Here is a 24,888-nt window from a genome sequence, read left to right on the forward strand (position 1 = left end):
GGCGCCCACCACGACCCTGCGCAAGCATGTCGCGGACCTGGAGAGCAGCACGATGGCGCGTTTTGAAGTGTCATCGAAGACGAACAAGGTCCGCAGGTTCAAGGAGCTCGTTGACGGCGCCGCCAGCTGGAGCCGCGTCGAGCGCATCATCGCCCGCGTCGAGGTCGGCGCCCAAGGTGCCGATACCCGCTTCGTCGTCACCAACCTTGCAAGTGGCAAGGCCAAGGCGCTCTACGAGGATGTCTACTGCCGGCGCGGCGCTGCCGAGAACCACATCAAGTCGTGGAAGACGCATCTCGCCGCCGACCGCACCTCCTGCACAAGAGCGACGGCCAACCAGTTCCGGCTCTTCCTGCATGCCGGCGCCTACTGGTTGATGTGGGGCTTGCGCGCCGCGATGCCGAAACGCTCAAGCTTGCCGTCGCCCAATTCGACACGCTGCGATTGCGCCTCATCAAGATCGCCGCCCGCGTGGTCGAGATGAAAACCCAGATCCGCCTGCACCTGCCGACATCCTGCCCGGACCAGCGTATTCTGCGCATCGTCCTCAGCCGCATCCCGCAACTCGCGACATAAACAATGGGGCGCAGACGTCCCGAAACAAACCCGCCGAACTCAACCCGCAAACCCCCGCCTTCCATCACGACGGATCATTGCCGGCGCCCGACGAGGCTTGTCAAAATGCACCCCAAGGGCGGCCAGATCGCCATGCAGGCCGCCGAAAGCCGATCGCCGTGCATCAAGCGGGTTAGGTGGTCGATCAGTACGGCACCACTGTAAGTCGAACCGTCGTCATCGCCGGTTTCCGCAATCGCGGGTATCGCCAGTCGGAGCAAAAAAGCCAGCCAAAATTCTAGGGCTTGGGCCGGAGCTATGGCGGAAACTGGGTGATGACGGTTTGAGGAGAGCGGCGTATCGAGGCGGGTGACGAAGCCTGCCAGAACCTCTCAAGGAGAGCGATACGCCATGAACAAGACTATCAACATTGTTCGCCTTCGTCAGCCCGACGAAATTGATGATCCACTGACGGATGTGCTTCGCAGCGGCGCGCGCAAATTGCTTGCGCAGGCGATGGAGATGGAAGCCGACGCGTTTCTTGCCGAGATGCGGGATCTCAAGCTTGGCGATGGCCGTGACCGGCTTGTCCGGCATGGTCACGGCCCGGAGCGGAGCATCCAGACGGGCATCGGTCCGGTGCCTGTCAGCCGGGTGAAGGTCCGGGATCGCGGCGCGACCGACGAAGCGGACCGGGTCCGGTTTTTCCTCATCGATCCTGTCGAAATGGGCGCGTCGGACGCGCAGTCTGGATGCGCTGCTTCCCGTTCTCCACCTGCGCGGCGTTTCGACGGGGGATTTTCAGGACGCTCTGGCGGCCCTCTTGGGCAAGGAGGCGCCGAACCTGTCACCCTCGGTGATCACGCGGCTGACGGCACAGTGGAACGCCGAATACGATCGTTGGCAAAAGCGCGATCTTTCGGCGCGCCACTATGTCTATGTGTGGGCGGACGGGATCTATCTGCAGGCCCGGATGGAAGACCATGCCGAATGCATGCTGGTTCTGATCGGCGCCACACCCGAGGGCAAGAAGGAACTTGTCGGCTTCCAGACCGGTATTCGCGAGGGTGCGCAAAGCTGGTCGCAAAGACGCTTTCGATGGGATTGGTAACCGACGTTCGCAGATGATCCCAGTGTTCGGCGAAGACGGCAATTGCCGTCTCGGCGGAGGCCCGGTTGGGAGCGAGATAGATTTCGCGCAGGTCTGCCTTCATGCCGGCCTGCACCGATTTCGGCACCGGGGAAATCGTAGAACGCCAGCAAGGCATTCTGATCTTTCGTCAGGCAGTCGACCGCTTTGGCATATTTCGCGTCATATTTTTCGACGCTTGTTGAGAACGTTGGCTGTCTTGTGCACCCAGCATCGCTGGTGTTTGGTGCCGGGAAGGAGCTCATCGAGCGCCTTCCAGAAGCCAAGCGCGCCGTCGCCCACGGCAAGATCGGGCGCGATCTTAAGGCCACGACGCTTGACGTCGACCAGCAGCTCGCGCCCGTTCGCCACCGCACGGTGCGTACCAAGGGCTCGCTGTCCTCGAAAACCGCCAGGCTGATGGTCTTCAAGCTGGTCATGGCCGCAGCCAGGACGTGGCGACGATTGAAAGGACAAAATCAGTTGCCGAAACTCATCGCAGGTGCCAGGTTCCTGGACGGAATCGAGGTCATCGAAACGAAGCCGCAGAGCGCCGCTTGATCAGCCTCGTCATCCAAATTCCAGCATAGCTCCTTGGGCCGATGGCGACAGTTCTTGGCGCTCCCGAGGAGCAGACCATCGGCCATTGGTGCAGCCGCTGCCGAGGCATCTGGTACGGCTATCTGCTTGAGGTCGCTTGCCCAGTCTGCGGCAACAGGCATGGCTGAGGGCCTTTCTGGCGCGGCAAGCCCTTGGCAGAGAGGTAACCTTCCTTGCACATGAAAATGAAGTATGCGCAAAGCACAGCCTCATTGCCGCAGCGCAATATATTGGTTGGCGGATTTTGCTGGCTTTTTTGCGTTTCCACAGATTGGCACGAAGGTTGCTTTTCTCCTTTTTGAACGGCTGCGCCAAAATGCAGCGTCGATCAGGATGAGGGAACTATGGCCAATCTTCTATGGCTCCAGGGCGGAGCCTGTTCCGGCAACACGATGTCGTTCCTCAATGCCGAGGAGCCAAGCGCCTGCGATCTGGTGACGGATTTCGGCATCAATGTGCTTTGGCACCCATCTCTGGGCATGGAGCTGGGCGACAACCTTAAGAAACTGCTGAGGGCGCTGACCTCCGGCCAGATGGCGCTCGATATTTTCGTTTTCGAAGGCACCGTCGTGAACGCTCCAGACGGTACGGGCGAATGGAACCGCTTTGCCGGGCGGCCGATGAAGGACTGGGTTGCCGATCTCGCCAAGGTGGCGAATTTCACAGTCGCGATTGGCGACTGTGCGACTTGGGGCGGTATCCCTGCGACGGCCCCCAATCCGTCCGAAAGCAACGGGTTGCAATTCCTCAAGCGCGCCCATGGCGGCTTTCTCGGCAAGGATTACAAATCCAAGGCTGGCCTTCCGGTCATCAACATTCCTGGTTGCCCGGCCCATCCCGACTGGATCACCCAGATCGTGGTGGCGGTGGCCACCGGGCGTGCTGCCGATCTGACGCTCGACGAGTTCCAGCGGCCAAAAACCTTCTTCACGTCCTTCACACAGACAGGTTGCACGCGCAACATGCACTTCGCCTACAAGGTTTCTGCGACCGAGTTCGGCCAACGCAAGGGCTGCCTGTTCTATGATCTGGGCTGCCGCGGGCCGATGACGCATTCACCCTGCAACCGAATTCTGTGGAATCGGCAGTCGTCCAAGACACGCGCTGGGATGCCGTGCATGGGTTGCACCGAGCCGGAATTCCCGTTCTTCGATCTGGCCCCTGGCACTGTTTTCAAGACCCAGACGGTCATGGGCGTCCCCAAGGACATGCCCAGTGGCGTCGACAAGATTGGTTACGTCAAGCTGACCGCCGCGGCCAAGGCGGCGTCTCCGCGCTGGGCTGAAGAGGACATCTTCGTCGTCTGAGCCAGTTTTGTCCCAAATTCGCTAGCGATCAAACTTCATTTCAGAAAGGTCATCGACCATGTCCGCTGCTATACAGACACTTGATATTTCACCTGTTGGCCGCGTCGAGGGTGATCTCGACGTCCGTGTCGACATCAAGGACGGTGTTGTCGTCAACGCCTGGACACAGGCTGAACTCTTTCGCGGCTTCGAAGTTATTTTGCGTGACAAGGATCCGCAGGCAGGCTTGGTGGTGACACCGCGAGCCTGCGGCATCTGCGGGGCGTCGCATCTGACCTGCGCCGCTTGGGCGCTCGACACAGCATGGAAGACCGAAGTTCCGCGGAACGCTATTGTGGCGCGCAATCTCGGTCAGATCGTCGAAAGTCTGCAGAGTTTGCCCCGCCATCACTACGGTCTGTTTATGATCGACTACACCAACAAGAATTACGCCAAGTCCAAGTTTTATGAGGAGGCCGTCAAGCGCTGGGCACCTTTCACGGGCACCAATTATGAGATCGGCGTGACCATTTCGGGACGGCCAGTCGAGATTTATGCGCTGCTCGGCGGGCAATGGCCGCATTCGAGCTATATGGTACCAGGTGGCGTAGTGTGTGCTCCCACGTTGACGGATGTCACCCGTGCCTGTGGTATTCTTGAGCACTTCAAGCGTAATTGGATCGAAGCCGTGTGGCTCGGCTGCACGCTGGAACGCTACCAAGAAATAAAGTCCTACGATGATTTCATGGCCTGGCTCGATGAACGTCCAGAACATGCCAATTCCGATCTCGGCATGTTCTGGCGCATGAGCCTCGACATCGGCGCCGACAAATACGGCAACGGCGTCGGGAAGTATGTCAGCTGGGGATACCTGCCGCACGAAGACAAGTATCAGAAGCCGACAATCGAGGGCCGCAACGCGGCGTTGATCATGAAAAGCGGCGTCTATGACGGCCACGCCGACACTCACAAGCTGATGGACCAGAAATTCACCCGCGAAGACACGCTTCGCGCCTGGTATGATGAACCGGGCGGCGTGCATCCCTTCGACCGTACAACCAAGCCGACCCGAAAAAACACCGTCGACATGGCCGGAAAATACTCTTGGGCGACCGCCGTGAGACACAACGAGGACGGTCGCCTCGAGGCAGGGCCACTGTCGCGTCAATTGATTGCTGGTGGTAGGCATGGCGAGAGCTTCCAGCATTACGATCCACTGGTTCTTGATATGTACAAGAAACTCGGTGGCGCCAGCGTCATGCTCCGCCACTTTGCCCGGATGCATGAGGGATTGGCGCTTTACCGCCAGGCCGAGCACGCATTGCGCGAATTCAAACTCAACGATCCCTGGTACATCAAGCCGACGGAGAAGGATGGTCGCGGCTGGGGTGCGACAGAAGCAATACGTGGGGCGCTGTGTCACTGGATCGAGGTGCAGGGCGGCAAGATCAAGAACTACCAGATCATAGCGCCGACGACGTGGAACGTCGGTCCGCGCTCGCAGGACGGCAACAGAGGGCCGATGGAGGAGGCTCTGATCGGGGCGCCTATCGCCGACCCGACCGATCCGGTCGAAGTGGGTCACGTCTGCCGGTCATATGATTCCTGTCTGGTGTGCACGGTGCATGCCCATGACGCCAGCACTGGCGAAGAACTCGCGCGTTTCAGAACGGCTTGATTGGAAAAAGTTCTCCTTCAACAGTCGGTATCTCGGCGTCCCGCTTATCAGGATCGCCGACCATCCCGGATGGCGAAGCTCCAGACAAGGCGAGTGAAATGAATAATGAGCAGCAAAAAGCTATGCTGCGAAAGATGGCCCATTTCATGGATAATGGGCTGAAGACGCAGACCGAACCTTTTCCGGAAACGGAAAAGGAGTTCGCAGCTATCCTTGACGAACTGCGCGCTCTCAATCCCGACGACCTGGAAGCCAAGATGGTTATCAGCGGTTTCTTCAATCGTCCCTATGGGCCGGATCGGCAGCGCTGCATGGAGTGCCTGTACTATCTGGTGCATCGCGAATGGTGTGACTTGCCAGAGCTTGCCGTGCCCGTTGATGCGGACTGGTGGTGCCGGCTCTGGCGCATCTGACATTGTGGGGAGGATGCCATGGCGCAAACGGCAGCAACGGATGCTGAGGTCCCGAGCAGATCCGCTCGATGCTGGCAGGCGGCCTCAAGACCGAGGTTTTCCCGAGAGGTGACACCCACGAAGAGATTGCGCAGATCATCGCCCGTCTGCGAGAATCCGATGGAAGTCTGGAATCCAAGCTGGTGATCGGCGGCTTCACGCTCGAAACGATCGAGCATGGCGGCATCGAGCAACCTTGCGAGACCTGTATGTACTATCTCTTGCATCGCAAGTTCTGCGAATTGCCTGAGTTCGCTGTTCCGGTCGAACCGGAATGGTCATGCAGGCTCTGGCGGATCTGAACGGTGGCGAGATGATCGCAATCATCGGATGCGGCAACCCTAACAGGCGGGACGATGGCGTCGGCCCAGTTGTCATCGACCGGCTGAAGGCGCGCGGAATAGAACACTTAGGCGTCAAATTGTTCGATGCCAGAACAGATGGAATGTCGGTCATGTTCGCTGCGCGGGGCTGCACGACTTTGATCGTTGTTGACGCTTCCAAATCCGGAGTCGAACCAGGAACCATCCACGAGGTGCCGGGGGTGGAACTGGAGCGGGCCTATTCACCGGGGCTGAACCTGCACGATTTCCGCTGGGACGCCGCCCTCTACGCCGGCCGGCAGATTTTTCGCGATGCGTTTCCGCAGGATGTGACCGTGTTGCTGATCGAGGCGTCTGAACTGGACCTTGGCATTGGTCTTTCCGACGTGGTGGCGTGTTCGGCTGAAAAGGTCGTAGGTCGTATCGAAGTCCTGGTTGCAGCACTTATACCGGGGCAACAAGCATGTCCGGTGTCTTAATCGAGCTTAGGCGCGGCGGGCTCTATCTGTCCTGCGAGGTCTATGAGCGCTTCTTCGCGGGGCTGGAGACCGTGGTCCTTCTGCGGCGAAAGAGCGACCTGGTTGTGCTGCCTGTGCGTCACCCGGCGGCGGGCGGTTATTTGCTGAAGCGGCGCAACGGAGTTGGGGATCGCGTTGTCTTCGCCCCGATTTTTTTCGTGAACATGGGATCAGCGATGATGCCGACTGCAAACTTGAGGCCGACTGGGATGCCGAGCAGGTAGGGCTAATTGCCAGCGAATGTTTTGCTAGCACGCATTTTGCATACTAAGTTTACTATTCGTAATTTATATAGACAGGTAAAGGAAAGTGCGTTAGCATTTTTGCCAATAAAGTAAGCTGCATCTCACGCGGTCAGTGGAGGAACCCAAGAATGAACGGCGATCGCGTTGGCGACGAAGTGCGGGCAGCGTTGAGTGTGGCGGACGATGCGGGCGCAAGTCCCTCGGAGCGAACCGAAATGCTCATGGAAATCGCCATGGGGCTGCAGCAGCGTCCGAAAAATCCCGAGCAGATCGCCGCCGCCGTTTTTCTCTACGACCGCGCCTTGGCGCTCTGCCCCGAGGACCAGCGCCTGCTTGACGCGCGTATCATGGCGCGCAAGGGCACGGCGCTTCTCGTCCTGCCGGAAGGCGGCACGCTGGCGCTGCAGCAGGCCCGCGAGGCTTTCGAGGCCGCCATCCCGCATTTCACCGATTTCGGACGTCCGGAGGAACTGGCCGAGACAGAGATGAACCTTGGTCTTGCCATCCAGAATCTCGCCGGTCAGCACAAGGCCCGCATCACCGACGCGATCTCGGCCTATCAGCGTGCTTTGCGCACCTTCGACAAGCTGCGGTTCCCCAAGGAATTTGCCATCGTGCAGAACAATGTGGCGACTGCTTTCCTGTCGATGCCGTTCACCGACTCCAGAGCCAAAATGCGGGAGGCGCTGGCCGTGCAGGCGTTCGAGGAAGGCCTGAAGGTTGTCAATCTGATCGATCATCCGACCGAGTACGCCATGCTGCAGAACAATCTCGGCAACGCACTGCAATATGCTTCATCGAGTCGTACGCTGGAAAATAATTTGCGCGCGCTTGACGCTTACGATGAGGCCCTGAAAGTCCGATCGCGTGAAACGATGCCCCTCGAATTTGCCAATACGATCGCCAACAAGGCGAACTGTGTATGGAACCTGCCGGACGATCCAGAGCATCCCGAACGTGGCAATCGAGTTAACCTGCTTCTCGCGCAACAGTATTACCAGGAATGTCGTACTATTTTCAGCCGTAGCGGCGAAGCAGAAAAATCTCGCTTCGTTGCCGAGGCCTGCGACCAGATCGGCCGCGAATTGCTTGCCGTGGCGCCCACGAACGGAACCGGCGCGCACGCGCAAACCGGGTGATGGTTATTTCATCAAGCATACGAAAGGAGAATGGCAAGTGACGGCAGTAGTACTCACAATAGGCAGCGTCGCATTGGCGCTTGCAACAGGGCTCGTGGCCTCGGGTATCGGCGGAGCCATCGGCGGCGTGGCGACCGGTGGCAAGGCTCTCGGCAACGAGCTGGCCGCTATGTTGGGCTCCTTCTATGGCCCGGTTGGCGGATTCTCCGGCGTGCTTGCTGGTATCGTCATCCTGGCTCTTGTCGGCTGAGGCGGCGCCATGTGGGAAATGGCCAAGAGCTCCATCCTCCTGTTTTTGCGCGGGAAACTGTTTTCCGAACCGTCCAAGGTCTATCGCCAATCGGCGATAGGCGCCGTCACAACAGCTGTGCTGGTCGTAGTGCTGGCCAAGCTCGGCCTGCCTGTAGCCGCAGCGACTGCGATCGCCGGCTTGATCGGGGGTGCGTTGCAGCCATATCTCTTCAAAGATCTGCGGTATCGGTGAGATGAACGCCGTCGACCTCATCCCGACTAAACGCGACGATCTCGCCGGTCTTGCCGGCGACATCCTGCGGGTCGAGGCGATCTTCGCCATTTGGGACGAGACCCAGCGTAGCGCCGTCGAAGCCTACCGGCGCGCCATCGAAGACCTGAACGGCGAGGCGCTACGCCGGCTGGTGAAGGCGCTGAAAGAAGAGCCTGCCGCGCTCGCGGCCATGAAGCAAGCGGTGACCGACGAGGTCGTCTACGCCGTGCTTCGCCGTCACAACATCTTGAAACCCAGCCTTAGCGAACGGGTGGGGGCAGCACTTGATGGCGTGCGCCCGATGCTCGCCTCGCATGGCGGCGATGTCGAACTGGTCAGCGTGAGGCCGCCGGCGATCGAGGTGCGCTTTGTCGGCGCCTGCGATGGATGCCCGGCTTCGGCCCTGACCTTTCATGCCGGCGTCAAAAAGGCCATCGAGGAGGCCTGTCCGGAGATCTCCGACATCATCCAGATCAAGAGCATGAGCAATGCGGCCGAGAATGACAGCGTCCGCTTCGTCAGCCCGTTCGCGCTCGGCGCCGTCGGCGGCTGGCACCTGGTCTGCCGCCTCGACGAAATCCCGCTCGGCGGCATAAGCACCCTCGTCGTCGGCGGGCAGGACGTGATCCTGTCGCGACAGGATGCGATCGTGTCCTGCTTTCAGAATGCCTGTGCTCATCTCGGCATTCCGCTCGATAGCGGCGATGTCGAACAGGGCATCATCACTTGCCCGCATCACGGCTTCCAATACGACCTTTCCAGCGGCGAATGCCTGACAGCTCCGGAAGTGGCGCTGCAGTCACACGCCGTGCGCGTTATCGGCAATCGCGTCGAGGTGAGGCTATCATCGTGATGCGCATCTCGCTCTCGCCTGACTATCGCCGAGCCCTGCCGCCAGTTGGCATGGCACTGCCGCCGATGCTCGACCCAGCCGGCGCGCGCGTCGTACTTGGCAACCAAGTGGATGCCGACGGGCTGCCTGACTCGGTCGCGCCGAAACCGCATACGCTATTCGGGCCGCGGGGCGTCTGCTTCGCGCCGCACGAAGGGCCGTGCTTCGTTGCCGACACCGGCCATCATCGCTTGATGGTCTGGAACAAGGTGCCGGATCAAGACAATGCACCTGCCGACCTTTTGATCGGCCAGCCCGACTTCTTTTCCGAAGGCCGCAACGCGCGCGGCGTGGTCGGTGCGGCGACCTTGAACATGCCGACCGGCATTTCGACCGACGGCACGATACTCGCCGTCGCCGACGCATGGAACCACCGTGTGCTGATTTGGCGCACTCTGCCCGAGCATTCGAACCAACCGGCGGACCTGGTGCTGGGGCAGGCGGATTTTTTGAGCGGCGTTGCCAACCGTGGCGATGCCGTTGCGGCCGCCGACACGCTGAACTGGTGCTATGGTGTCACCGTCGCCGACGGACGGCTGTTTGTCGCAGACACCGGAAATCGTCGTGTGCTGGTCTGGAACTCGCTTCCTCAACGCAACGGCCAGGCCGCTGATCTGGTGCTGGGCCAGACGGATATGGTAACGCGCGACGACAACGCGTCGGGCTCGGGCGCCGCGGTCGGCATGCGGTGGCCGCACAGCGTGGCTGTCGATGACAGCCGGATCCTGGTGGCGGATGCCGGCAACAACCGCATCATGGTCTGGAACTCGATGCCCAATGTCGACGGCGCGCCATGCAGCTTCGTGCTGGGCCAATCGAGCTTCGACGGCAACGACCACAACCGTGCCGGTTACCATCCCAACTATCGCTCGCTCAACATGCCTTACGGGACGGTCGTTCACGACGGCCTCGTTTTTTGTGCCGACACCGCCAATTCCCGTCTGGTCAGCTATTCCCTTGATGATCTCGGGATGGACCGCGCCGCTTCCGGCCTCGCCGCCCAAACCAGCTTCTGCGACAAGGGCGACAATCGCTGGCGTTTCGCCGCACGCGATAGCGTCTGCTGGCCGTTCGCGCTGTCGGCGTCAGGTACAACGCTGGCGGTTGCCGACACCGGCAACAACCGCGTGCTGTTGTGGGAGGTGGCCGCATGAACACGCTGCTTTGCGTGCCGCGCACCGATCCGGCCGAAACGGTCGAGATCAGGCTGCGCGGTCGCGTGCAGGGCGTCGGCTTCAGGCCGACCGTGTGGCGGATCGCCCGCAAGCTCGGTCTCGATGGCGACGTTCTCAACGACAGCGAGGGTGTGCTCATTCGCCTGCGTGGCGCCGTGTCCGCCGTTTCCGCGCTGATCGACGAGTTACGAACATTGCCACCGCCGTTGGCCGAAATCACCGCTATCGAGACGCGTGGCTACTGTGGCACAATCGAGCCGGGTTTCGTCATCGTCGACAGCGTGGTCGGTGCGGCACGCACCGAAATCTCACCCGACGCCGCCATATGCGACGCATGCGCGGCCGAGATCGCCGACCCGTTCCTGAGCCGCTTCCGCTACCCCTTCACCAACTGCACCCACTGTGGTCCAAGGCTGAGCATCGTGCGCGCCGTGCCCTATGACCGCGCCACGACGACCATGGCGCCCTTCCCGCTCTGCGAAGCTTGTGGTACGGAATACCGCGACCCCGCCGACCGCCGCTTTCACGCCGAGGCGACCGCCTGTCATGTCTGCGGGCCGAAAGCCCGGCTGATCCGTTTCGACGGCCGCGCGCTCTCCTTTGAACAATATTCGATGCTCGACGACGTTGATGCCGCACTCGGCCTGATCCAGAAGGGCGAGATCGTCGCCATCAAGGCACTTGGCGGCTACCAGCTGGCTTGTGACGCCACCCGGCCGGAGGCTGTCGCCATGCTGCGCAAGCGCAAGCGCCGCGATGCAAAACCCTTCGCGCTGATGGCGCGCGATCTGGATGTGATCAGACGCTATGCCACGGTCAGCGACGAGGAGGCTGCCGCGCTGACAAGCCGCGAGGCGCCGATCGTGCTGCTTGCCGCCGACGGGCCGGAGAAACTGCCGGAGGCAATCGCGCCAGGTCTCGGCACGCTCGGCTTCATGCTGCCGTCGACGCCACTGCATCTGCTCCTGCTTCGCAGGATGACCCGCCCGGTCGTCATGACCAGCGGCAACCTATCGGACGAACCGCAGGTTATCGACGATGCCGAAGCGGCAAAGAAACTGTCTGAAATCGCTGCCTACGCCTTGATCCACAACCGCGACATCGCAAATCGCATCGACGATTCCGTTGTGCGCCGCATGGGTGGAAAACTGCGGGTGCTGCGCCGCGCGCGTGGCTATGCACCGGCCTCGATCGCGCTGCCGTATGGTTTTGAACAGGCGCCGGAAATCCTCGCCTATGGTGCGGAACTGAAATCGACCTTCTGTCTGGTCAAAGACGGACGCGCGGTGTTGTCGCAGCACCAGGGAGATCTCGAAGACGCGCTGACCTACGACGACTACCGCAATAACCTTGGGCTCTACCGGGATCTGTTCGACCATCGGCCGGTGGCGCTGGCGGCGGATCTGCACCCGGAATATCTCTCGGCAAAACTGGCGCGAGCGACAGCTGCCGCTGAAAACCTGCCACTGCTGGAAATTCAGCACCATCACGCTCACGCTGCCGCCTGCCTCGCCGAAAACGGCCGCGCGCTCGATGCTGCACCTGTTCTGGCTGTCGTGCTCGATGGGCTCGGCTATGGCTCGGATGGCGGCATCTGGGGCGGAGAATTCCTGCTGGCCGACTATCGCCGCTTCGAGCGGCTGTGCACCTTCAAACCGGTCGCCATGCCCGGCGGCGCGCAAGCCGTGCGCGAGCCATGGCGCAACCTCTATGCCCACCTGATGACCGAAATGGGCTTCGCCGCCTTCAAGATGAATTTCGAGGATCTCGACCTGTTCGCCGCCCTTTCTGCCAAGCCGCTTGCAACCATCGGCGCCATGCTCAAGGCTTCGCTCAATTCACCCAAGGCATCGTCCTGCGGCCGACTCTTCGATGCGGTCGCAGCCGCTGCCGGATTGTGCTTCGACCGGCAGGCCTATGAGGGCGAGGCCGCGGCTCGCCTCGAAGCCGTTGTCTGCCACAAAACCTTTGTCGAGGAAGGCGATCATCTCGCCTATCCCTTGCCGATCCCGAACCTGAAAGGCTCTGGGCTTCCTTATATCGAACCGCTCGGCATGTGGAATGCCATCCTAGGCGACCTCATCCTGAAAACCCCGGCCTCGGTCATTTCGGCCCGTTTTCACAAGGGCCTGGCGAAGTCGATCGCCGCTATGGCGCTGAAGCTGGCACGAGGTGATGAGGACGATGCCCCGCCGCGTTTTGACACGGTCGTGCTGTCGGGCGGATGCTTCCAGAACAAGGTGCTGTTCGAGCAGGTTCTCAGCAGGGTTGAGGCCGTGGATTTCAAGGTTCTGACGCACGCGAAAGTCCCTGCCAATGATGGCGGCATCGCGTTCGGCCAGGCGACCGTAGCCGCCGCTCACCTCATCGACGCCGGGCAAGTCCGGCAGAAAGCGAGCTGACCATGTGCCTCGGAATCCCAGGACGGATCGTCAAGATCGATGACCACCTGAAGAAGCTGGCGACGGTCGATGTCAGCGGCGTCAGGCGGCAGGTCAACATTGCCTGCATCGTCAACGAAACCCATTCCGTCGACGACTGCGTCGGCGACTGGGTGCTGATCCATGTCGGCTTCGCCATGAGCCGCATCGACGAGCATGAGGCCGCCGAGACCCTGAAAATTCTTACCGAACTCGGCGAAGTACAAGCCGAAATGGAGTCGATGAGGCTGTCGTCGGTGCATTAGACCGCCGTCGGCGCGCTTCAAGTCTGTTTTTATGCACGTCGTTGTCCCAAAACCGCTCCGCACTTTTGGGCGGCATGCAAGAGGAGGACGCCAGAATGTCCAGCGAAAGCGAACTGAAAGCGCTCTATCCGTTCCTGCACGGCAAGGCGCAGGACCCGGAAAAGATGAATGCGGCTTTGCTGCATTCCGTTGCCGAGAAAGCGCGCGACACCCTTGAAACCAATGAGAGCTTCTTCGGCGGCCAGGCCGAAATCCTGGTCGCGGCCGCGCACACGCTGGCGGATGTCTACCGCAACCATGGCCAACTCTTTTCGATGGGCAATGGTGGCTCGAGCTGCGATGCTTCGCATGTCGCCGTCGAGTTCGTCCATCCGGTCACCGCCGGCCGGCCGGCGCTCGCCGCCACCAATCTCGTCGCCGACCTCGCCATGATCTCAGCCGTCGGCAACGACCTCGGTTTCGACCATGTCTTCGTGCGCCAGCTGCTGGCGCACGCCCGCAAGGGCGACGCCGTCATCGGCATTTCGACCAGCGGCAATTCGCAGAACCTGGTGTCGGCCTTCGCCAAGGTCAGGGAGATGGGCGTTCACACGATCGGTCTCGCCGGTGGCGACGGCGGTCGCATGAAATTATCCGGCACCCTCGATCATCTGCTGGTCGTGCCGTCGACCTCGATCCACCGCATCCAGGAATGCCACGTCGCTGCCTACCACATCCTGTGGGACCTCGTGCACACGCTGCTCGCCGACGAACGTGGTTCCGCCGCCGGAAAAGGAAGCGTCCAATGAAATACACCGACGAATTCCGCGACCGCGAAAAAGCAAAAATCCTGATCAAGGAAATCAACAAGCTCGCCGCCACGATCGAGATCGCTAGGACGCGTCCAATCAACATCATGGAAGTGTGCGGCGGTCACACACATTCGATCTTCCGCTATGGGCTTGAAGGCATGCTGCCCGACGCCATCGAACTGGTGCATGGCCCCGGCTGCCCGGTCTGCGTCTTGCCGATGGGCCGCGTCGACGACTGCGTATCGATCGCCGAACGGCCCGAGGTGATCTTCACAACCTTTGGCGACGCCATGCGCGTGCCGGGTTCGAAGAAGAGCCTGCAGCAGGCCAAGGCCGACGGCGCCGATGTGCGCATGGTCTATTCGCCGATGGATGCGCTGACGCTGGCCAGGAAGAACCCGGATCGTGAGGTTGTGTTCTTCGGCCTCGGTTTCGAGACCACCATGCCGTCCACCGCGCTGACCGTGCTGCAAGCTGAAGCCGATGGCATCGAAAACTTCTCGGTGTTCTGCAATCACATCACCATCGTGCCGACGATCAAGGCGATCCTCGACAGCCCCGACCTGCATCTCGACGGCTTCCTCGGCCCAGGCCATGTCTCGATGGTCATCGGCACCGCGCCCTACGAATTCATCGCCGACTTCTACAAGCGGCCGATGGTCGTCGCCGGCTTCGAGCCGCTCGACGTGCTGCAGTCGATCTGGATGGTGCTGAAGCAGATCAAGGATGGTCGCGCCGAGATCGAAAACCAGTATGCCCGCATCGTGCCTGAGGCCGGCAACAACGCGGCACTTGCCGCGGTCGGCAAGGTCTATGAACTGCGTGAATTCTTCGAATGGCGAGGGCTTGGCTCCATCGACCATTCCGGCGTCAAGGTGCGCGACGACTACGCCCGCTTCGATGCCGAGCGCAAATTCGCCATTCCCGGGGTCAAGATCGCGGACCCGAAATCCTGCCAATGCGGCGAGGTGCTGAAGGGCGTCATCAAGCCATGGCAGTGCAAGGTGTTCGGCATCGCCTGCACGCCGGAAATGCCGCTCGGCGCGCTGATGGTTTCGTCCGAAGGCGCTTGCGCCGCCTACTACCAGTATGGCGGCGTCAAGAAGCACACGGCGGCCCGGCCCGATGCCAGCGTGGCGGCCGTGTCATGAACGTGCGGCCACCGCCACCCAAGCGCGTGCTGGGGGGCGTTTTCATCCCGACCGTGACGCTTGCCCATGGCGGCGGCGGCAAAGCGATGAAGGATCTGATCGACGACGTGTTCATCAGCGCCTTTGCCGGCGCGGCACCTGAGGTTCTGGAGGACCAGGCCCGTTTCGATCTGACAATGCTGGCGACTCATGGCGACCGCCTCGCCTTCACGACAGACTCTTTCGTGGTGGATCCGCTGTTCTTTCCGGGCGGCGACATCGGCAAGCTTGCCGTCTACGGCACCGTCAACGACCTCGCCGTCGGCGGCGCAAAGCCGCTCTATTTGTCCTGCGCCGTCGTCATCGAAGAAGGCATGCAGGTCGAGACGCTGCGCCGCATAGCGCTGTCGATGGCCGAGGCCGTGCGCGAGGCCGGCGTCAGCATCGTTACCGGCGACACCAAGGTCGTGCAGCGCGGCGCATGCGACAAGATCTTCATCACCACCACCGGCATCGGTGTGATCAGGCCAGGCCTCGAACTCGGCATTGATCACGTGAAGCCGGGCGATGCCATCCTGGTCAATGGGCTGCTCGGCGACCACGGCGCGGCGATCCTGTGCGCACGCGGCGACATGGAGCTGGAAACCTCGATCGAAAGCGATTGCGCGGCCTTGCACGGGTTGATCGAGGTGCTGCTGGCAGCCGCACCCGGCACGCGTTGCATCCGCGATGCGACGCGCGGCGGTGTCGCCACGGTCCTCAACGAGATCGCCGACGCCTCCGGTGTGTCGATCGAGATCGACGAAGCTTTGACGCCGCTACGCGAGGAAGTGCGCGGCTTCTGCGAGATCCTCGGTCTCGACCCGCTCTATCTCGCCAACGAAGGCAAGATCGTCGTCGTCGTGCCACCTGAGGAAAGTGCGGCGGCACTTGCCGCTCTCTCCGGCCATGCGCTGGGCCAGGGGTCATCGATCATCGGCCATGCCGTGCGCGGCGAGGCAGGGCGCGTCACCATGCAGACGGTATTCGGCGGCCGGCGCATCGTCGACATGCTGGTCGGCGAACAATTGCCGCGGATTTGCTGATGCACGAGCTCGGCATCACCCGCAACATCGTCTCAATCGTCGAGGAAGCGGCGAAGGGCCGCCGTGTCAAACGGGTGACGCTCGACGTCGGGCAATTCTCCGGCGTGATGCCCGACGCTATCCTGTTCTGTTTCGACATCGTCGCCAAGGGCACGCTGCTCGATGGCGCGCTTCTCGACATCCAGAAGATAGCGGGGCGGGCGCGTTGCCGGAGTTGCGGCGGGGCCTTCGACACCACCACGCTCTACCAGGCCTGCGCCTGCGGCTCCCGCGCCATCGACCGGCTGGCGGGTGAAGAGCTGAAAATCCGGGAAATGGAAATCGAGGAGGCTCCCTGATGTGCGGAACCTGTGGTTGCGGCTCGAAGGACGAAACGCGAATCCTCGACCTCCAGACCGGCAAGGAAACGGCGCTGGGCAACGCGCATGATCATGCCCGTCCGCATGACGACGGCATGCAGCATCGGCACGACCACGGTCATGAGCACAGCCACACTCACCCGCACGACCACGACGACGGTCACATCCATGATCACGAACATCCGCACTGCCACTCTCATGCGCATAGCCACGGCCATGAGCAAGGCCACGACCACCGGTCGGACCACGTGCATGAGCATCACCATCATCACGATAATGCGCATGGCGATGCGGAATTGCATGAAGCCGGTCACGATCATTCCCACGGTCATCACGACCACGCCGATGGCCATCACGATCACTCGCATGATCATGGCCATGACCATGACCGTGACCGTGACCATGACCATGGTCACAGCCACAACCAAGGCCACAATCTGGTGGTCGAGCTTGAGGCGCAGATACTTGCCAAGAACGATATGCTCGCCGCGAAGAATCGGGGTTGGTTCGCCGGCCGCGAAATCCTGGCGCTGAATCTGGTCTCCTCGCCCGGCTCCGGCAAGACGACGCTACTCGAGCGCACCATCCGCGACCTTAAGGACAGGATGCCGATCTCGGTCATCGAAGGCGACCAGGCGACTGCCAATGACGGCGAGCGCATCCGCGCCGCCGGTGCCGCCGCTGTCCAGGTCAACACCGGCGCCGGCTGCCATCTCGAAGCCGATATGATTGCCAAGGGCCTTGCCGAGTTGAAGCCGGCAGTCGGCTCTGTGGTCATGGTCGAGAATGTCGGCAACCTCGTCTGTCCGGCAATGTTCGATCTCGGCGAGCGCGCCAAGGTCGTCATCCTGTCGGTGACCGAAGGCGACGACAAGCCGCTGAAATACCCGCATATGTTTCGAGCGGCGGAGATCATGGTCATCAACAAGACGGACCTGTTGCCGCATGTCGATTTTAATGTCGAGGAGGCCATCGCCAATGCGCAAACGGTCAATCCGCAGATCAGGGCGATCCAGGTCTCGGCGAAAACCGGCGACGGGCTCGCCAGCTGGTACGACTGGCTGCAGGGTGAGGCGGCTCAAGCGCGGCTTGCAGGTTAAGCGATATCACAATGCCTCGACACGAGGCTTGCCATCACATCATCGGATCGAGAGGACGAAGTCATGAAGGACACGATCGTATCCGCTTTGCCGCCGACACAACATGCGCCGGCGGGTCATGGACTTCCCAATCCCTTCGACGATCGGCCAACTCGGGTGAGAACCAGGGCGGCGATGACCTACGTCCTGCTCATCGCCGCCAACATCACGGCATGGGTATGGGCGTGGATCGCCTTTGCCGATCGGCCAGCGCTGCTCGGCACCGCACTGCTCGCCTATATGTTCGGCCTGCGCCATGCCTTCGACGCCGACCATATCGCGGCGATTGACAATGTCGTGCGCAAGCTGACGCAGGAAGGCAAGGCGCCCTACTCGGTCGGCCTCTTCTTCTCGCTCGGGCACTCGAGCATTGTCATCGTGGCCTCCATCGCCATCGCCGCAGCAGCGACAATGATGCAGTCCAGGCTGGACGAATTTCATAGCATAGGCGGCGTCATCGGCACCGGCGTGTCAGCGCTGTTCCTGCTGGTGATCGGCATTGCCAACCTGTTTATCCTGAGAGGCATCTGGGCGGCGTTCTCTCGCGCGCGGCGCGGCGAAAAGGTCGTCGACGAAGACCTCGATGCGTTGCTTGCCGGTCGCGGCTTCATCGCCCGCATCTTCGGCCCGCTGTTCGGCATCGTCTCGCGCTCATGGCACATGTATCCGATCGGCTTCCTGTTCGGCCTCGGCTTCGACACCGCCACTGAAATCGGCCTGCTCGGCATTTCGGCAACCCAGGAGGCGCAAGGAATGTCGTTCTGGTCGATCCTTGTCTTTCCAGCACTCTTCACCGCTGGGATGTCGCTGATGGACACGACCGACAGCGTCCTGGTGACCGGCGCCTATGGCTGGGCTTTCGTGAATCCGATCCGCAAGCTGTGGTACAATCTTACCATCACGGCGGCGTCCGTGGCCGTGGCGATCTTCATCGGCGGCATCGAGGCGCTTGGCCTGATTGCCGACAAGCTCGGCCTCGAAGGTGGGATCTGGGGCTTCGTCGGCGCGATGAACGACAACCTCGCCAATTTCGGTTTCGCGGTTGTCGGCATCTTCCTCGCCAGTTGGCTGATATCCACTGCGGTATACAAGGCGAAGGGCTATGACAGCTTGTCGGTTCGGCAAGCCCGATTGGATCGATGACTTGCAACAAGTTGATCCATGATTTGAGGTTCGTCGGCATATAGGCAGGCATTGCGCCGGCGGATGGCCGGGGAAGGCCCTGGAGCCACAGGAAGACCTCCATGGTCTTCCATGCGTCTTGCCCGCCCGAGCCAAGCCGATTTGGGGTCAGCACGGCGTTGAGGCCAGAGCGCCCGCCGATCTTCTGACGAGAGCGCGACTGCCTGCGTCCTCGTCGCGCACATCCGAACCCACGCGACGCCTCGCAAGGCCTCGTCGTATCATCAGGATCCAAGTATCCATGATCATGAAGGACAATTAGCCCAAAGCCTAAAAGCTAATTTGACTAACTCTAGACGAACTGTTGAAGACATTTTCCAGTACTTTCTCATTGCGCACGCGCTGATAACCTTCTCGATCCTTCGCAAACGCGCGTGCTGGCCGCGCGGTCACGCTAATATAATCTGTCGGTCGTGACAATCGCGGGCATCAAGGAGCGAGCGGTTTCGGTCGGCGTTGGGCGCAGTAATAAGCAGCCACAACATTATTTCGAAATACTTCGCCTTTGAAATCGGATTTTGTTCACCTGGCGCTTTAATCCGGGCGGAGGGCGATGAAATGCGGAGGAACGGGGCTGGACAGGGCCGAGTACGTTCGGACCTTGCAGCCTGCGGGGCTAGATCTTCGTCCTGAGGCCTTTGGGATCGAAGAAAGCCTGCAGCGATGCGTCGGCGTCGAACAGCTCGCCGTCTATTTCGATCTGCCAGCTTCCCGAGTCGATCCACCCGCGACTGACTCCACCAGCGTGGTTGACGTAGCCGAGTCCTATCGATGACCCCAGGGTAAAGTTCCGGACCCCAGAGGAGATGTAGCCGACAATGCCACCATCGTAGCGGATTAGCTCCTCGCGAAAGAGTAGGGGGCTTTGGATCCCGCAGCTTAAACGACAGAAGCGGCTTGCGCGGCGTGCCTGCCGCCTTCTGGGCCTCTGTGGCGGCCTTGCCTTGGAAACCACAGGCCTTTGACCAGTCGATCGTAAACCCAAGTCCGGCCTCGAGCAGTGTGTCGACCGGGGTTAGGTCAAGCTCGTACTCACGGTATGCTCGCTCGGAGCGGAGGTGCTCCAGGGCGTGATAGCCTGCCGGACGTAACCCGTGCTCGCCACCGGCTTCCCACAAGATATCAAAAACGTGCTGAGCCATCTCAGTGGGAATGTGGAGCTCCCAGCCCAGTTCTCCGATGTACGTCAGCCGGTTGGCGATAACCCATGCTCTCCTTGTCTGCGTGCGCGCCATTAAGCAATCCACTTGTGCTCGTGCCTGACAAGATTAAAAGCTTCGACTAGGCTGTGGTCTGTTTTACTGTGTTTCGTTTCTCGAAGCGATGTATCGCCGTCAGTGCTGCAGTGATGGCGTCGATTTGCGCCATCCATCCAGCTTGGTCGCAATCATCGGATGTCTCATCATCGGGCACGGCGTTTTTCGTCAGCGCCGACGGATGGCTGGTCACTAACGCGCACGTCGTCGACGGTTGCAAGAGCGTAACGGTGGTCGGCCGAGGTGAGGTCACCGACCTTAAGGTCGACGTTCAAAAGGACTTGGCTGTTGACAAGAGTGCTGGCGCCGTACCGGCTGTCCTCAAGTTGAGGAATTCTGAGCCGCGGCTGGGAGAAGACGTCGCGGCGTTCGGCTACCCGCTAACGACCGCCCTGTCGAGTTCAGTGAAGATCACGACCGGCAACGTGAACTCGCTACTCGGAATCGGTGACGACTCCCGCTACCTGCAGATTTCTACGCCAATTCAACCAGGCAATTCCGGCGGTCCCCTCGTAGATCGAAGCGGTGCGGTCCTCGGTATCACGACGGCGGTCCTAAACGACCGCGCGACCGGCACAGATAATGTGCCCCAGAACGTCAACTTCGCCGTCAGGGGAAGTGCGGTTCGATCGTTCCTTCAGAGCCGAGGCGTGGCATTCGATGCCGTCGATGCCATCGGGCCGCACCTGGAGACTGCGGATCTCGCAGAGAAAGTCGCACCAGCTGTGGTGCTGGTCCTCTGCCATAGTCGTGAGAGTGCTGCTGTCACCGACGCGGCGCCCGCTACGAGCAGCCCCGCCCCCGAGCCCTACGTGGCGTCGCGACCCTTCCGCAGCGTTGACGATTACGACGTGATCGGTTTTGACTACGCGACGCTGCGAAACGTTTCCGAGGCTCAATGCCACGCAGCCTGCAATGCCGATCGTTCTTGCCGAGCTTCGACCTACAACAAGCTGGCTCGATTTTGCTTTCTGAAGAGCGACGCCAAGTTGCTCGTGAAGAACCCGGATGCGTCGGCCAGCGTGGCCGAAGAACTGAGTTCTAGCGTGCTGGTGTCCACGTTCGCCGTCGCTTCTGGTCGTGACATGGTGGGCGGCGACTACGCGCGCATAAAGACAGATTTCGTGGGATGCTACATTGTGTGTGAGGCCATTCTGCAATGCCGCGCCTTTGCGTTCGTGAAGAAGAAGCCTACGTGCTGGCTGAAGGATCGGTTGGGGTCGCTTTCGGCAGAGCTGGGCGTCGATCTCGGCGTCAGGTGAACCCGCCTCGCTCGCGGCGCGCGCCTTCCGCCTCGTCAAAGACCCGGAGCTAGACGATGATTCGTGCCTTCCTTGTCGTGACGATCGCGACCCTCTTCGAAAAAGCCGCTCGCTATCGTCCTCGCAGGCCACAACGGTTCAGGAAAGTCCACGATGTGGCGGAAAGTCCTGTCGGATCGTCTGCAAATTCCACTCATCAATGCTGACCGGATGATGCTGTCGATTCTGCCTGAAACGGGCAGCGATGGGGCTCTTGTTCCCGGGCACAATCTCTCAGGGATACCGATAGAAGCTGGATGAAGGTGGCGCAGGATGGCGTTCAAGCTTTCGTCGGCCATGCGATGCAGTCCAAAGTTCCCTTCGCTATGGAGACGGTCTTTTCGTATTGGGAAGAGCTTCCGGATGGCATCGTTCATTCCAAGCTCGATCTCATCCGTGACATGCAGGCAGCAGGCTATTTTGTTCTGCTGCTATTCGTCGGCCTCGCCAATGTCGAACTTTCAATCCTGCGCGTTCAGACTCGTGTCGCGGAACATGGGCATGACGTTGAGACGGAGCGGCTGCTGCGCCGGTTCCCGAAAACCCAAAGAGCCATCGGGGCAGCGTCAATGATTGCCGATGCATCGGTGTACGTAGACAACAGTCGAGGAGGGGTTGGCCTTCACGGTCTGCCGTGTGCAAGTGGGCGAACAGTGCCTGTACGATCTGAGGCAGACGGGCCGCTCGGTACCATCGGCGATCGCACAATGGATTGATATCGTCAGCCCGCAAGCATGAAACGCAACAGCTTCTCCTTTGACAGCAGCCCGGCATCCTCGAGCGCCTCGAAATCCGGCAGTCGCGCAGCGTCTCAAGCCCGAACTCCAGCAGGAATTCTTTGGTGGTGACGTAGGTGTAGGGCGCGCCGGGTGTTGGGCTGCGCGGACCGGAGGCGATCAGACCGGCACCGCGCAGATGGCCGATCAGGTCGACCGCTATTGCGGCGACGGGTATGGAGACAGAGTGGGCCAACTCTTTGCGAGGTCGATACCAACTGTGGCAAGCTCGGACATAGATGGCTCCTCTGCTAGGGACGATAACATCCCGACTATGGCGCAATACGACGCCGGGAGAAGCTCAAGGCGCTGCTGCGCAAGAAGGCGGCCAGAACCTTCAACGCCCTCTCCGACGCTCTCGGCGAAATCTGCCACCTTTTTGACCCGACACAGTGTCGAAACTTCTTCAAGGCTGCCGGATATGAGGCCGATTAAGCGCGACACGCGCTTTAATCGGCGTCCGCTGCCAGAGGCACGCAAGCTGCGGCGATATTTGGAGAAGTTCAGCTGCCGATCTCATCCCGAACTTCGCTGAACGCCACCGTTCTCGGGAGGTCGTTCAAGCCCTTCGTTGAGTCAACCATCAATCAGGCAATCGCCAAGCGGTTTGCCCAAGAAGCAACAAATACAATGGACGCCGCGTGGCGTCCAACTGCGAACGCGCATCCTCGACGGCACGCTCGACAGCGACTTCAAGCGCTGGCGAGAAACGGCTGAGACCAGAAAATGCACCCAAGCTGGCCGCCTGACGACCCCCAGCTTTTTCATGCTCCCCTTCCTGATCAGCACTCGCCAATACGCGTCAGTCGCAACATCTCCTTCAAAAAAATTCATAGACTCTTAGCAATTCCAAACGGCTGGGTAGGGTAGACCTATCGCAACATCTTAGGTCAGCGGGTCAACGCCATTGTGCCATGTAGTCTCCGGCCGCCGAACGCGGCAAGTCACTTTAAACAGGACGTCAAGAAGGATGCTCACCTCTGTAAAGGAGCGTATATATCATACTTAATATAATGATGCGGCTATCAAATAATTATCAAATGTACAAGCCGTTAAGCCAAATAGAAAAGGTGTCTAACCAAGTTGCCTTTCTTTTTATCATTCATGATTATTACCAATGATGACACTGTCAATCGCCTAAGGACGGCGGCATTTATTATGCGACGCGCAAGCAGAGACGATAGATCCACTCACTCATCCAGGCACTCAGACGAGACCGCTCTATTCGGAACTAAGTCTGTGACTTTCGCTGAGATTTCAGATGAGGACCACTGCCTCGTCAAGCGGAGGCGAATTGGCTGCTGCAATCGTTACTTGCGGCCGCGAGCGAGAATTGTCGGAACAAGGCCAAGCTCATGAATTGCCGTCTCGCCGTCCCGGTGACCACGCACGGCCCGGTTGATCGGAGGGGTGAGGATTCGACCAAAGGCAACTGCGGCCAAACGAATCGGTTTGCAATTCCGGCTTCGCCGAAACGCGGATTGTGCTGTGCTGACCCCGGTTTCTCCCAAGAGCCTCAGTGGCACCGACATGCAGAGCCGATGCCCGCGAGGAAGCTCGCAGAACACTACCCTCCCAAGAGGAGAGACAAACGGCTGAGCCTGCTTGCGGCTGGAAGAAGGCAAAAGAGTACGTGGGATCGCAGCTAATGAAACGTCGTAACGCCGCGCGGCAACGGCAGATGCCGAACCTTGCATCGATCGACCTGAACCTGCTGATCGTGCTTGAGGCGCTGCTGGAGTACCGTAACGTAACTCGTGCGGCCCACCACGTTGGCCGAAGCCAACCGGCAACCAGCCGGGCGTTGGCAAGGCTGCGCGGCCTGTTCGATGACGATCTCCTGGTTCGCGCCTCAACCGGATTGACTCCGACGCCGCTCGGCGATCGCCTCGCCGAAATGCTGCCGGCAGCGTTAGATTCGATCAGTGAGATCGTAACGAGCCGCTCCGCCTCCCCGGAAAGGCGGTGGAAGGCAACGATCATGTTACCCGACCATCAAGCGCTGCTCTTGCTGCCGCGGCTGTACGAGCGCGGCATTCATCTCGACATTGCCACCGATCGGCTCCTCAGCGATGCCGCGAGCCGGCTTGAGCAGGGTGAGATCGACCTGGCGATCGGGCAGATTGACGCCGCTCCCCCTGGCTACATGCGGCGCAGCCTGTACACCGACCGCTTTGCTTGCCTGGTACGCCACGAACACCCAGCCGTGACACGGGGATGGACCAGGGAGAATCTTGCGTCGCTCCGCCACGCGGCCATCTCCTCGAACTTCAACGGCGGTTTCGGCCTGATCTATGATAGCCTGGCTAGGTTAAGCTTGCCGGACCAAGACCCAATGCTGGTTTCCGACGTGCTGACGGCTGCCCTAGTGATCTCGACAACCGACATGGTGCTAATCGTACCGCAGCTCGTTGCTGCGCGACTCGCCGCCATGCTGCCGCTGACGGTCGTCGACCCGCCTGTGCAACTGCCGACCTATGAGATTGGGTTGATTTGGCACGAGCGTTGCCATCACGACCCGGGCAATAGTTGGCTGCGCCGCGAGATCGCCGCCGCGCTGAGCCCCCACAACAAAACCGTCGAAACAAACCGAGGCCCGACGGCCGAATGTTTCGTCACATCGCAATAGCGTTGAAGTCGGGCATGCCAGTCAGGGCCAGGATGGCGCGTTCGGTTGCAGATTGAT

At 60.6% G+C, this 24,888-nt stretch carries 23 protein-coding genes and 6 pseudogenes; 24 read left to right on the top strand and 5 right to left on the bottom strand.

All coding sequences use genetic code 11. From position 1 onward, the window contains the following. Positions 1 to 576 (top strand): annotated as a pseudogene (locus tag AC07FD_RS14145) (transposase); the annotation flags it as partial. Positions 577 to 792: 216 nt separating this feature from the next. Here the strand turns inward: AC07FD_RS14145 and AC07FD_RS14150 are convergent. After that, entirely contained in the window at positions 793 to 1,152 is a 360-nt protein-coding gene (locus AC07FD_RS14150; RefSeq protein ID WP_378977012.1) for a hypothetical protein, read from the bottom strand. Positions 1,153 to 1,273: 121 nt separating this feature from the next. Between AC07FD_RS14150 and AC07FD_RS14155 the strand changes: the two are divergent. Next, a pseudogene (locus AC07FD_RS14155) lies at positions 1,274 to 1,636 on the top strand (transposase); the annotation flags it as partial. On the opposite strand, the pseudogene AC07FD_RS14160 reads toward AC07FD_RS14155, so the two are convergent. Continuing rightward, positions 1,635 to 2,071: pseudogene (locus AC07FD_RS14160) on the bottom strand (transposase); the annotation flags it as partial. The pseudogenes AC07FD_RS14155 and AC07FD_RS14160 overlap by 2 nt on opposite strands. Between AC07FD_RS14160 and AC07FD_RS14165 the strand changes: the two are divergent. The 19 genes and pseudogenes from AC07FD_RS14165 to AC07FD_RS14255 form a co-directional block, all read left to right on the top strand. After that, positions 2,042 to 2,245: pseudogene (locus AC07FD_RS14165) on the top strand (IS256 family transposase); the annotation flags it as partial. The pseudogenes AC07FD_RS14160 and AC07FD_RS14165 sit on opposite strands and share 30 nt — an antisense overlap. 383 nt (positions 2,246 to 2,628) lie before the next feature. Next, complete coding sequence (locus AC07FD_RS14170) at positions 2,629 to 3,591, top strand: NADH-quinone oxidoreductase subunit B family protein (protein WP_378920652.1); 963 nt, start codon at positions 2,629 to 2,631, stop codon at positions 3,589 to 3,591. A gap of 58 nt (positions 3,592 to 3,649) precedes the next feature. Next, the gene (locus AC07FD_RS14175; protein WP_095090101.1) at positions 3,650 to 5,248 is read left to right on the top strand and encodes a nickel-dependent hydrogenase large subunit; all 1,599 of its coding nucleotides are present in this window, start codon (positions 3,650 to 3,652) and stop codon (positions 5,246 to 5,248) included. Between the two features lie 98 nt (positions 5,249 to 5,346). Then, positions 5,347 to 5,661, top strand: a complete 315-nt coding sequence (locus AC07FD_RS14180) for a hypothetical protein (protein ID WP_095090103.1) — start codon at positions 5,347 to 5,349, stop codon at positions 5,659 to 5,661. Positions 5,662 to 5,729: 68 nt separating this feature from the next. Then, positions 5,730 to 6,002, top strand: coding sequence for a hypothetical protein (locus AC07FD_RS14185; RefSeq protein WP_478350336.1), 273 nt, complete (start codon positions 5,730 to 5,732; stop codon positions 6,000 to 6,002). Continuing rightward, the gene (locus AC07FD_RS14190) at positions 5,981 to 6,502 is read left to right on the top strand and encodes a hydrogenase maturation protease (RefSeq protein WP_245331252.1); all 522 of its coding nucleotides are present in this window, start codon (positions 5,981 to 5,983) and stop codon (positions 6,500 to 6,502) included. Before AC07FD_RS14185 ends, AC07FD_RS14190 begins: the two co-directional genes overlap by 22 nt. Before the next feature lie 631 nt (positions 6,503 to 7,133). Then, positions 7,134 to 7,925 (top strand): hypothetical protein, encoded by a 792-nt coding sequence (locus AC07FD_RS14195; protein ID WP_378920647.1) that lies wholly within the window; start codon positions 7,134 to 7,136, stop codon positions 7,923 to 7,925. Between the two features lie 37 nt (positions 7,926 to 7,962). Then, entirely contained in the window at positions 7,963 to 8,175 is a 213-nt protein-coding gene (locus tag AC07FD_RS14200; RefSeq protein WP_095090111.1) for a hypothetical protein, read from the top strand. Between the two features lie 9 nt (positions 8,176 to 8,184). After that, positions 8,185 to 8,409, top strand: a complete 225-nt coding sequence (locus AC07FD_RS14205) for a hypothetical protein (RefSeq protein ID WP_095090114.1) — start codon at positions 8,185 to 8,187, stop codon at positions 8,407 to 8,409. A 1-nt stretch (position 8,410) separates the two neighbouring features. Beyond that, positions 8,411 to 9,283 carry a NifU family protein gene (locus AC07FD_RS14210; protein WP_478350337.1) on the top strand — a complete coding sequence of 291 codons (873 nt, stop codon included), beginning with the start codon at positions 8,411 to 8,413 and terminating at the stop codon, positions 9,281 to 9,283. Next, on the top strand, positions 9,283 to 10,476 hold the full coding sequence (locus tag AC07FD_RS14215) for an NHL repeat-containing protein (protein WP_378920643.1): 1,194 nt from the start codon (positions 9,283 to 9,285) through the stop codon (positions 10,474 to 10,476). Before AC07FD_RS14210 ends, AC07FD_RS14215 begins: the two co-directional genes overlap by 1 nt. Then, positions 10,473 to 12,899 (top strand): carbamoyltransferase HypF, encoded by a 2,427-nt coding sequence (hypF, locus tag AC07FD_RS14220; RefSeq protein WP_478350338.1) that lies wholly within the window; start codon positions 10,473 to 10,475, stop codon positions 12,897 to 12,899. Before AC07FD_RS14215 ends, hypF begins: the two co-directional genes overlap by 4 nt. Before the next feature lie 2 nt (positions 12,900 to 12,901). Then, positions 12,902 to 13,183 carry a HypC/HybG/HupF family hydrogenase formation chaperone gene (locus AC07FD_RS14225; RefSeq protein ID WP_095090125.1) on the top strand — a complete coding sequence of 94 codons (282 nt, stop codon included), beginning with the start codon at positions 12,902 to 12,904 and terminating at the stop codon, positions 13,181 to 13,183. A gap of 95 nt (positions 13,184 to 13,278) precedes the next feature. Beyond that, positions 13,279 to 13,971: a D-sedoheptulose-7-phosphate isomerase gene (locus AC07FD_RS14230; protein ID WP_478350339.1), complete on the top strand. Its 693-nt coding sequence runs from the start codon at positions 13,279 to 13,281 to the stop codon at positions 13,969 to 13,971. Next, complete coding sequence (gene hypD / locus AC07FD_RS14235; protein ID WP_378920640.1) at positions 13,968 to 15,125, top strand: hydrogenase formation protein HypD; 1,158 nt, start codon at positions 13,968 to 13,970, stop codon at positions 15,123 to 15,125. Before AC07FD_RS14230 ends, hypD begins: the two co-directional genes overlap by 4 nt. After that, positions 15,122 to 16,189, top strand: coding sequence for a hydrogenase expression/formation protein HypE (hypE, locus tag AC07FD_RS14240; protein ID WP_095090128.1), 1,068 nt, complete (start codon positions 15,122 to 15,124; stop codon positions 16,187 to 16,189). Before hypD ends, hypE begins: the two co-directional genes overlap by 4 nt. Further along, positions 16,189 to 16,527: a hydrogenase maturation nickel metallochaperone HypA/HybF gene (locus AC07FD_RS14245; RefSeq protein WP_095090130.1), complete on the top strand. Its 339-nt coding sequence runs from the start codon at positions 16,189 to 16,191 to the stop codon at positions 16,525 to 16,527. Before hypE ends, AC07FD_RS14245 begins: the two co-directional genes overlap by 1 nt. After that, a complete protein-coding gene (gene hypB / locus AC07FD_RS14250) occupies positions 16,527 to 17,648 on the top strand; it encodes a hydrogenase nickel incorporation protein HypB (RefSeq protein ID WP_478350340.1) in 1,122 nt (373 codons plus the stop codon). Before AC07FD_RS14245 ends, hypB begins: the two co-directional genes overlap by 1 nt. 174 nt (positions 17,649 to 17,822) lie before the next feature. Beyond that, the gene (locus tag AC07FD_RS14255; protein WP_378920660.1) at positions 17,823 to 18,830 is read left to right on the top strand and encodes a HoxN/HupN/NixA family nickel/cobalt transporter; all 1,008 of its coding nucleotides are present in this window, start codon (positions 17,823 to 17,825) and stop codon (positions 18,828 to 18,830) included. A gap of 655 nt (positions 18,831 to 19,485) precedes the next feature. Here AC07FD_RS14255 and AC07FD_RS14260 read toward each other — a convergent pair. Both AC07FD_RS14260 and AC07FD_RS14265 read right to left on the bottom strand, forming a co-directional pair. Beyond that, positions 19,486 to 19,824 carry a glycine cleavage T C-terminal barrel domain-containing protein gene (locus tag AC07FD_RS14260; protein ID WP_245331254.1) on the bottom strand — a complete coding sequence of 113 codons (339 nt, stop codon included), beginning with the start codon at positions 19,822 to 19,824 and terminating at the stop codon, positions 19,486 to 19,488. Positions 19,825 to 19,888: 64 nt separating this feature from the next. Further along, positions 19,889 to 20,104 (bottom strand): annotated as a pseudogene (locus AC07FD_RS14265) (hypothetical protein); the annotation flags it as partial. Between the two features lie 68 nt (positions 20,105 to 20,172). Here AC07FD_RS14265 and AC07FD_RS14270 point away from each other — a divergent pair. Together AC07FD_RS14270 and AC07FD_RS14275 are read left to right on the top strand one after the other, a co-directional pair. Next, positions 20,173 to 21,387 (top strand): trypsin-like peptidase domain-containing protein, encoded by a 1,215-nt coding sequence (locus tag AC07FD_RS14270; protein WP_478350341.1) that lies wholly within the window; start codon positions 20,173 to 20,175, stop codon positions 21,385 to 21,387. A gap of 296 nt (positions 21,388 to 21,683) precedes the next feature. Continuing rightward, positions 21,684 to 22,142, top strand: a complete 459-nt coding sequence (locus tag AC07FD_RS14275) for a hypothetical protein (protein WP_206073790.1) — start codon at positions 21,684 to 21,686, stop codon at positions 22,140 to 22,142. A gap of 5 nt (positions 22,143 to 22,147) precedes the next feature. Here the strand turns inward: AC07FD_RS14275 and AC07FD_RS14280 are convergent. Next, positions 22,148 to 22,359: pseudogene (locus AC07FD_RS14280) on the bottom strand (SMC-Scp complex subunit ScpB); the annotation flags it as partial. A gap of 1,491 nt (positions 22,360 to 23,850) precedes the next feature. On the opposite strand from AC07FD_RS14280, the gene AC07FD_RS14285 reads away from it, so the two are divergent. Then, positions 23,851 to 24,831 (top strand): LysR family transcriptional regulator, encoded by a 981-nt coding sequence (locus AC07FD_RS14285; protein WP_095090136.1) that lies wholly within the window; start codon positions 23,851 to 23,853, stop codon positions 24,829 to 24,831. Positions 24,832 to 24,888 lie beyond the last annotated feature (57 nt).

The sequence above is a fragment of the Mesorhizobium waitakense genome (assembly GCF_056431085.1).

Excerpts from the sequence above, each read along its gene's own strand:
- AC07FD_RS14150 (WP_378977012.1), bottom strand. The coding sequence starts at position 1,152 with ATGCCGGACAAGCCGGTCACGGCCATCGCCAAGCTTGAGATCCCGCAT.
- AC07FD_RS14170 (WP_378920652.1), top strand. The coding sequence starts at position 2,629 with ATGGCCAATCTTCTATGGCTCCAGGGCGGAGCCTGTTCCGGCAACACG.
- AC07FD_RS14175 (WP_095090101.1), top strand. The coding sequence starts at position 3,650 with ATGTCCGCTGCTATACAGACACTTGATATTTCACCTGTTGGCCGCGTC.
- AC07FD_RS14180 (WP_095090103.1), top strand. The coding sequence starts at position 5,347 with ATGAATAATGAGCAGCAAAAAGCTATGCTGCGAAAGATGGCCCATTTC.
- AC07FD_RS14185 (WP_478350336.1), top strand. The coding sequence starts at position 5,730 with ATGCTGGCAGGCGGCCTCAAGACCGAGGTTTTCCCGAGAGGTGACACC.
- AC07FD_RS14190 (WP_245331252.1), top strand. The coding sequence starts at position 5,981 with ATGCAGGCTCTGGCGGATCTGAACGGTGGCGAGATGATCGCAATCATC.
- AC07FD_RS14195 (WP_378920647.1), top strand. The coding sequence starts at position 7,134 with ATGGCGCGCAAGGGCACGGCGCTTCTCGTCCTGCCGGAAGGCGGCACG.
- AC07FD_RS14205 (WP_095090114.1), top strand. The coding sequence starts at position 8,185 with ATGTGGGAAATGGCCAAGAGCTCCATCCTCCTGTTTTTGCGCGGGAAA.
- AC07FD_RS14210 (WP_478350337.1), top strand. The coding sequence starts at position 8,411 with ATGAACGCCGTCGACCTCATCCCGACTAAACGCGACGATCTCGCCGGT.
- AC07FD_RS14215 (WP_378920643.1), top strand. The coding sequence starts at position 9,283 with ATGCGCATCTCGCTCTCGCCTGACTATCGCCGAGCCCTGCCGCCAGTT.
- hypF (WP_478350338.1), top strand. The coding sequence starts at position 10,473 with ATGAACACGCTGCTTTGCGTGCCGCGCACCGATCCGGCCGAAACGGTC.
- AC07FD_RS14225 (WP_095090125.1), top strand. The coding sequence starts at position 12,902 with ATGTGCCTCGGAATCCCAGGACGGATCGTCAAGATCGATGACCACCTG.
- AC07FD_RS14230 (WP_478350339.1), top strand. The coding sequence starts at position 13,279 with ATGTCCAGCGAAAGCGAACTGAAAGCGCTCTATCCGTTCCTGCACGGC.
- hypD (WP_378920640.1), top strand. The coding sequence starts at position 13,968 with ATGAAATACACCGACGAATTCCGCGACCGCGAAAAAGCAAAAATCCTG.
- hypE (WP_095090128.1), top strand. The coding sequence starts at position 15,122 with ATGAACGTGCGGCCACCGCCACCCAAGCGCGTGCTGGGGGGCGTTTTC.
- AC07FD_RS14245 (WP_095090130.1), top strand. The coding sequence starts at position 16,189 with ATGCACGAGCTCGGCATCACCCGCAACATCGTCTCAATCGTCGAGGAA.
- hypB (WP_478350340.1), top strand. The coding sequence starts at position 16,527 with ATGTGCGGAACCTGTGGTTGCGGCTCGAAGGACGAAACGCGAATCCTC.
- AC07FD_RS14255 (WP_378920660.1), top strand. The coding sequence starts at position 17,823 with ATGACCTACGTCCTGCTCATCGCCGCCAACATCACGGCATGGGTATGG.
- AC07FD_RS14275 (WP_206073790.1), top strand. The coding sequence starts at position 21,684 with ATGAAGGTGGCGCAGGATGGCGTTCAAGCTTTCGTCGGCCATGCGATG.
- AC07FD_RS14285 (WP_095090136.1), top strand. The coding sequence starts at position 23,851 with ATGAAACGTCGTAACGCCGCGCGGCAACGGCAGATGCCGAACCTTGCA.